The organism is Kitasatospora sp. NPDC056138 (genome assembly GCF_042264695.1).
In the GTDB taxonomy this organism is placed as follows: Bacteria; Actinomycetota; Actinomycetes; order Streptomycetales; family Streptomycetaceae; genus Kitasatospora.
In genome coordinates, this window is the sequence record NZ_JBHJVK010000139.1 from 1 (window position 1) to 6,309 (window position 6,309).

7 protein-coding genes and 2 pseudogenes are annotated in these 6,309 nt (G+C 66.4%); 5 read left to right on the plus strand and 4 right to left on the minus strand.

Annotated features, from left to right (window positions below; genetic code table 11):
* Both ACFC1R_RS38250 and ACFC1R_RS38255 read left to right on the plus strand, forming a co-directional pair.
* Window positions 1–237, plus strand: a pseudogene (locus ACFC1R_RS38250) (hypothetical protein); the annotation flags it as partial.
* Window positions 213–479, plus strand: coding sequence for a zinc-binding dehydrogenase (locus ACFC1R_RS38255; protein ID WP_375946347.1), 267 nt, complete (start codon window positions 213–215; stop codon window positions 477–479). The pseudogene ACFC1R_RS38250 and the gene ACFC1R_RS38255, both read left to right, overlap by 25 nt.
* On the opposite strand, the gene ACFC1R_RS38260 is transcribed toward ACFC1R_RS38255, so the two are convergent.
* Window positions 460–807, minus strand: a complete 348-nt coding sequence (locus ACFC1R_RS38260) for a hypothetical protein (RefSeq protein ID WP_375946341.1) — start codon at window positions 805–807, stop codon at window positions 460–462. The two genes, ACFC1R_RS38255 and ACFC1R_RS38260, sit on opposite strands and share 20 nt — an antisense overlap.
* Before the next feature lie 126 nt (window positions 808–933).
* On the opposite strand from ACFC1R_RS38260, the gene ACFC1R_RS38265 reads away from it, so the two are divergent.
* From ACFC1R_RS38265 to ACFC1R_RS38275, 3 genes and pseudogenes are all read left to right on the plus strand, one after another.
* Window positions 934–1,809, plus strand: a complete 876-nt coding sequence (locus ACFC1R_RS38265; protein ID WP_375946342.1) for a hypothetical protein — start codon at window positions 934–936, stop codon at window positions 1,807–1,809.
* A 49-nt stretch (window positions 1,810–1,858) separates the two neighbouring features.
* Window positions 1,859–2,356, plus strand: a complete 498-nt coding sequence (locus ACFC1R_RS38270) for a hypothetical protein (protein WP_375946343.1) — start codon at window positions 1,859–1,861, stop codon at window positions 2,354–2,356.
* A 314-nt stretch (window positions 2,357–2,670) separates the two neighbouring features.
* A pseudogene (locus ACFC1R_RS38275) lies at window positions 2,671–3,412 on the plus strand (transposase family protein).
* Window positions 3,413–3,448: 36 nt separating this feature from the next.
* Here the strand turns inward: ACFC1R_RS38275 and ACFC1R_RS38280 are convergent.
* From ACFC1R_RS38280 to ACFC1R_RS38290, 3 genes are all read right to left on the minus strand, one after another.
* The gene (locus ACFC1R_RS38280) at window positions 3,449–3,844 is read right to left on the minus strand and encodes a hypothetical protein (protein WP_375946344.1); all 396 of its coding nucleotides are present in this window, start codon (window positions 3,842–3,844) and stop codon (window positions 3,449–3,451) included.
* 403 nt (window positions 3,845–4,247) lie between these two features.
* The gene (locus ACFC1R_RS38285; RefSeq protein WP_375946345.1) at window positions 4,248–4,907 is read right to left on the minus strand and encodes a hypothetical protein; all 660 of its coding nucleotides are present in this window, start codon (window positions 4,905–4,907) and stop codon (window positions 4,248–4,250) included.
* Between the two features lie 1,189 nt (window positions 4,908–6,096).
* Window positions 6,097–6,231 carry a hypothetical protein gene (locus ACFC1R_RS38290; protein WP_375946346.1) on the minus strand — a complete coding sequence of 45 codons (135 nt, stop codon included), beginning with the start codon at window positions 6,229–6,231 and terminating at the stop codon, window positions 6,097–6,099.
* Window positions 6,232–6,309: the final 78 nt, after the last annotated feature.

The following is a 6,309-nucleotide window of genomic DNA, read 5'->3' on the forward strand; positions in this document are numbered from 1 at the left end:
CAAAGCGTCCTCGCGCACGGCGCGGCCGGCGCGGTCGGGACGATGGTGACGCAACTCGCACGAGAGGCCGGCGCCTACGTCATCGGCACCGGACGCGCTGCCGACCGTCAGAAGGCACTCGCCTTCGGCGCAATGGAGTTCGTCGACCTCGACAACGACCCCTGGAAGACGTCGGCGAAGTCGACCTGGTCTTCGACGTCATCGGCGGCGACATCCAGAAGCGATCCGCAGGCCTGATCCGGGCCGGAGGAACACTGGTAACCGTCGTCGGGCCGCCCGAGGCGCGGCCCGCCCACGGCCTGGCGATCGACTTCGTCGTCGAGTCCGATCGTGCCCAACTGGGTGAGATCGTCCAGCGGGTGCGGAACGGACGACTGCGCACGAACATCGACAACGTCGCGACCCTCGACGATGCAGTCGCCGCCCTCAACCCGACCGAGCGACGCCAAGGGAAGACGATCATCCGCGTTCGTCCGTGAGGGCTGCCCGCCGAGGCCTGCCGAGTTCCAGCAGGGCCGCGACGAACGGGGCGACTGCGGCGTCGGCCGGCAGGGCCGTGGCGGCATCGCGAAGCCGGCTGTGGACGGCGGGGAAGGCTTCCTTGGCCTTCGTGTCCTGTTCCTTGGCCTTCTCGGCTCCGGCCTCCATCAGGATCCGCTCGATCGTGTAGGTGGGGCACTGGTCGGTGTGCCAGATCTCGGTGGTACCGGCGGTGCCGATCCTGATGCTGCGGATGTCGCCGCTGTCCGGTCCGGCCTGGCAGTCCTCGCGGGTGTGGCCGGGGTAGGCCCGGCGCCACCGGTGCACCGTGCGCTCGGACGGCTCCGGCGCCCGCCCGAGCGGCGGCCGAGCCGCGTCTTTGTGACACTGAAGGTACGGCCAACTGCCGGTCACCCCAGAGCTTGTACGGCGACAACCGGGGAGGAGACAGGTATGTCAACCCCTATCTCAGCCACATCGAACGGCCCCGGAGTCCCCGCCGTTCGCGGAGACGGCCTCAACACCGCCGACGGCGTCGAGGGCTTCAGCCAGAACGTCGATAGAAGCGGAGTCATCGGTGTCAACACGGACGGCGTGGGGGTGAAGGGCACGAGCACGAACCACGACGGCGTCGAAGGCTTCACCACGCACAAGGACCGGGCGGCGGTGATCGGCGTCAACACGGACGGCGTCGGGGTGAAGGGCATCAGTACCAGCCACGACGGCGTCGAAGGCTTCACCTCGAACCCGAACCGGGCCGGCGTCGTGGGAACGAACACGGGCAACGGCCCCGGCGTCCTCGGGCAGTGCGACCACGAGGCCGGGGTCCGGGCCATCAGCACGCATGGAACGGGCCTGGTCGCCCAGGGCGGGACGTTCGCCGCGCAGTTCGTCGGCAACGTCCAGGTGACCGGCGAACTCTCGCTTCCCGGTGCCGACTACGCCGAAGCGCTCACGACGACCGATCCCTCCGTGGTACCGGGTGCCGTCGTCGTGCTCGGCATGGACGGCGAGGTTCACCCGTGCGACCGGGAGTACGACCGTGCGGTCGCGGGCATCGTGTCCGGCGCTGGCGGGATCGGGCCGGCGATCGTCCTCGACCGCCATGAGGACAGCGCCCATGTCGCCCTGATGGGCAAGGTCTGGTGCATGGCCGACGCCGACGGCGCGCCGATCCGGCCGGGGGACCTCCTCACGACGTCCTCAACCAGCGGCCACTGCCGCCGGGTCACCGAACCGGAACGCGCTCTCGGTGCGGTGGTCGGCAAGGCGATCACCGCACTGGCAGACGGCCGGGGCCTCGTCCAGGTCCTCGTCAGCCCACGCTAGCGGAGGCCGCCCGCCCGAACGGGCGGCGAGTGAGGAGGTGTCGAGGCACATGTCCGGTCTGCGAACCGCTATCGGCAACGCCAGGCACAGAGGAGTACTCCCCGCCTTCCCCAACGGGAACATCAGGACCCTGGCGACCGAACTCGGCCTGCCGAAAACTGTGCTGATCAGCCAGCTCATCAAGACCCTGGACGGCCTGCAGCCCAAGACCGGCGGCCCAGGCGGGCCGGGCCAGCCCCCGCACCCCGTGACGGCTCACATCGATGCGCAGTTGACGCTCCTTCCAGGACCGTTCAACGATCTCCGCGTCTCCGGCAGGAACTTCGCGAGCCTGGAACCGGTCGAGGTCGTGGTCCAGTCCACGACGCACTTCGGAGACGGTACGCAATCCTCGGGCGGGAACACGACCCCGGTGACAGCAGACGAGGCCGGAGCGATCGATGTGACCGTGGCCGTCTCCTGCCCCGTAGGCGCGACCACAACGCATCAGGTGACGGCGCGCGGATCGAGCGGCAGCCTCGCCAACACGGCCGCCGTGTCCTGCTGAAGAGCCTGGGCCCAAGGCCGGGTGGCGGTGCTCGCCCAGGCGAACGGGGACGACGACCGCCCGGCGCCCCTCCGCGATCCGCTCTCCGAGCTGGCCGAGTCCGGGGACACCGCGCCGGGTTGGGGGGCGAGTGCGTGGCTGGCGGTCTGCTCGATCACAGCCCTATGGGCGTCTGCCATACCGGTCTGCATGAAGCTGACATGGGTATTCGTCACGGGTGTCACCAGCGATCGGCAAGAAATGTCAGAGCGTCACTCCAGCTCAGCGTCCATGTTGCACTGACATCAAAATGACGCTCGCTCGCTGACAATCACGTGCAGACCATCAGGCGGTGGATCGGCACCCCGAAGGGCTCCCGTGCGCTCGGGCCCTTTAGGCAGGCGGTGCTGGTGCTGCGCTGGTTCCGCGAGCGGGGCTGCGTGCACTGCCTGGCCCGCGACGCCGGTGTCTCCCAGGCCACCGGCTACCGCTACCTCCACGAGGGTATCGACGTCCTCGCCGACCAGGCCCCGGACCTGCACGACGTCCTGAACCGCTGTCAGCGCGAAGGCATGACGCACGTGATCCTGGACGGCACGCTGATCGAATCGGACCGCCTCGCCGGCGTCCACGAGAACGGCAACGACCTGTGGTTCAGCCAGAAACACAAGGCGTTCGGCGGCAACATCCAGTTCCTGTCCGCTCCGGACGGCACCCCGCTGTGGGTCTCCGACGTCAAACCCGGCAGCGTCCCGGACATCACCGCGGCCCGCATCCACGCTCTGCCCGCGCTGTACAAGGCGGCGGCAGGCGGCCTGCCCACCCTGGCCGACAAGGGCTACATCGGCGCAGGCATCGGCATCCGCATCCCGGTCCGACGCCCAAAAGGCAAGTCCGAACAGGCACGTCGACACCCGCATGTTCAACACCCTGCTCTGGCACGTGCGAGCCCTCGGCGAGCGCACCGCCGCCGAGCTCAAGCAGCGGTGGCGCACCCTGCAGCACGTCACGCTCAGCCCCAGCCGGATCGGCGACATCGCACGCGCCGCCCTCGTCCTCAACGGAATCTGGAAGTGATCACCGCTGAGAAAACCTCAGTGAGGGTCAGGCAGCTCAGGCTTTGATATCTTTCGATACGGTGTTGCTCTGGAGGAACCCGGTCTTGTCGTTGGGGTTGGACCGTCCATCTGTGGCAGAAATCGCGATTGTCGCGAACCCCGCGGAATTGAGCACGGCGCCCGTTAGGTCACCTTCCACGACATGGTCAATTGCTCCCGCAGAGGAGGACGCAGTAAACTCGCGTCGCGTCTCGATCAACGCGTTAGCGTCGACGACTCTGATCGCCACACCCTGATTGGTTGGCGGTCGGTTCGGCAGAAAACCTCCTCCGGTCACGTGGAATTTAGCATCGCTAATCGACCCATTGAAAGTCACTTCAATGAATGGAGGTTGCGGTTCAGGCTGTGTCGGGGTATCCAGCGTATCCAGCTTCCTTATGAGTGCACTCACGTGAACAGGCGCTGGCAGACCAAGCTGACGTGTCAAGTCGCGGACACTTCCGGGAGAATGCGTAGGCAGCCCTCCCAGCTGTCGGGCACTTTCGATGGCAGTTCGCAGTCTAGGCATACCCTTCACTCCTCCTTGTCGTTACAGGCGCCGAAATCGTCGCCGTCCGGCGCGAGGGCGGTTGGGAACGAACCCGCAGTTCGCCGAATAGGCGAAGATGTGGACAGGGCGCCGCGAGCCCTAGGGCCGGTCGATGGTCAGCTCCACCAACCGGTCCAGGAAGCCGCAGGCCAACCGCAGCGACGCCGAGCCCGCGTTGGCCGTGTTCGGTGGAATGGTCATTTGTTTCGGGACCGGATTCCCGCAGAGCACATGCGTATCCTTGCCCCGCAGCAGGAGCGTGGCACTACCGCGGGCTTACAAGAACGCGAATAAGTCCGCGCCCCTTGTCGAGTTGCGTCAATGCCTTGCCGATGACGGTGCCGAAGGCTCGATCGGGCTCGCTCACGCGCCGACTGTGCCCAACTGTCGACGACGTTGTCAGCAAGTCGCCTGGGTGGATCGGAGCCGGACCGGCGTCCGCGAGACACCACACCTTCCCCATGAGCGCCACGTTGACGCTGCCGACATGACGGTCGAGGACGAGGGCCGGTTTGACGCCGCCGGCGCCCGACACGATGCCAGCGACTGCGGTGTCGTATTCGCGACTGCACCGTCGCACATCCCCGTCAGGACCGAGCACTACCACGCAGCCGGCAGCAATGTCGCCGTCGTCCGCCGTGAGTGCTTCGGCGTAGTCGGCGCCATCGAGGATCAGGTCATGTCCGGCGGTGATCTCGATGTCGCCCTGGACCTGAACTTTTCCGGCGAACTGAGCTGCGAATGTGCCGCCGATTCCGACGACCCCTGTGCCTTGGGTGCTGGTTCCCCGTACGCCGGCCTCGTGTTCGCTCTGCCCGACGACGCCCGGACCGCTGCCGCTGCTTATGCCGAATACGCCGGCTGCTTGCGGCCCGTTGCTGTCGTTGCTGCCGACGACGCCGCCGTGATTGGGGGAATGCCCCACACCTCGCACTCCCTCGCCCTGTGCACTCTCCCCGAAAACGCCTTGCCCCGCGCTAAGGTTGCCACCGACGACGGCGCCGTGATCGGGCGAATGCCCCATACCCCGGACTCCCTCGCCCTGTACACTCTCCCCGAAAACTCCTTGCCCAGCGCTCTCGTTGGTACCGACGACGCCGCCGTGATCGGGCGAATGCGCCGTACCCCGGACTCCCTCGCCCTGTGCACTATCCCCAAAAACTGCTGGACTTGAGTCTGAGGATGTCCCAACCAATGCAGTCATTTTCAGTTCCTCGCTTTCGAGTAATATAGGTGGACACGCAGTCCAACGCTTTCATCCATTCTGGCAGACGGTCACCATGAAAACCGGTACCCGCAGACGGTCACCCATGAAGAAGGGGATACCGATCCGATCAGGTACGGGATCGCCTGAAGAAGAAGGACTGTCTGCTCTCCCGTTCGATGTCGCGAATGAGGATGAGCTGGGAGGAAACACTCAACCGGGTGGAAGCTGAAGGGAGCACCGTGCCCACCCACGCTCAGCACTCAGGCGAGCCCGTTGAAGAAGTCGGTGGTCCAACCCCGGTACCACGGCAGACGCGTCCCGCTCGGGCTCAGGTGCTTCGCCCCGGCCGAGGTAACCAACGTTACGAGGAGGACCAGCACCGTGAACACCCCAAAGCGCGACCATCCGACTCGTGGGAGCGGAAGCGTCGAACTCCTGATACGGGACTGCTTCGCGTACATGGCCGACCTCGCAGGGCCTCACTTACCAGTCTTCGCCTCCGCATGTGCGGAATGCAAGACAGGTCCAAGGGTGAATCAGCCTCGAGTGCAAGGTGCCCGACCTCGAAGTCACATGCGAGCCGCGTAACTTAACGTGCGCCGCCCACTGCCCCACCGGCCACCGTGAGTCACCGTACCGGAGCCGAAACCCCACACAATGCCAAGAAAGGCCGCACGCCAGCTGGCTGAGGCTCCCCATCGATTCTGTCGCGGTCGACAGAGTGTCACGGAAGCGTATGAAGGCCCGTTGTGAGTGCGAGCTCCCCGGCCAACGGAAGAACCGTTCCAGCTCGCCCAGGGTGGGCTTAGCCGCCAACCGATCGTAGCGGGAGTCGGTTCAGCCCTGCTGCTGTCGGCGATGACGATCTCCAAGGCGTGTCAACGGCCCTGAAGTCTGATGGCCGCTGTCACCCGGCCCACAGGCCGGATCCGACCAGGCCGAGAACCGCATCCAGCTCGTCGGGCTCCGCCACCGGGCAGTTGCTCCAGACGCCGGCGGCGTGGGCCTGGCAGGGCGCTGCGGGCTTCTTCTTCGTCGTCATCGCGCCACCCTGGCCAGCCGGCTGTGGACAGCGGGCGCGCTGTCCACAGTCCAACCCAACGCGGCCCAGCCGGTGACC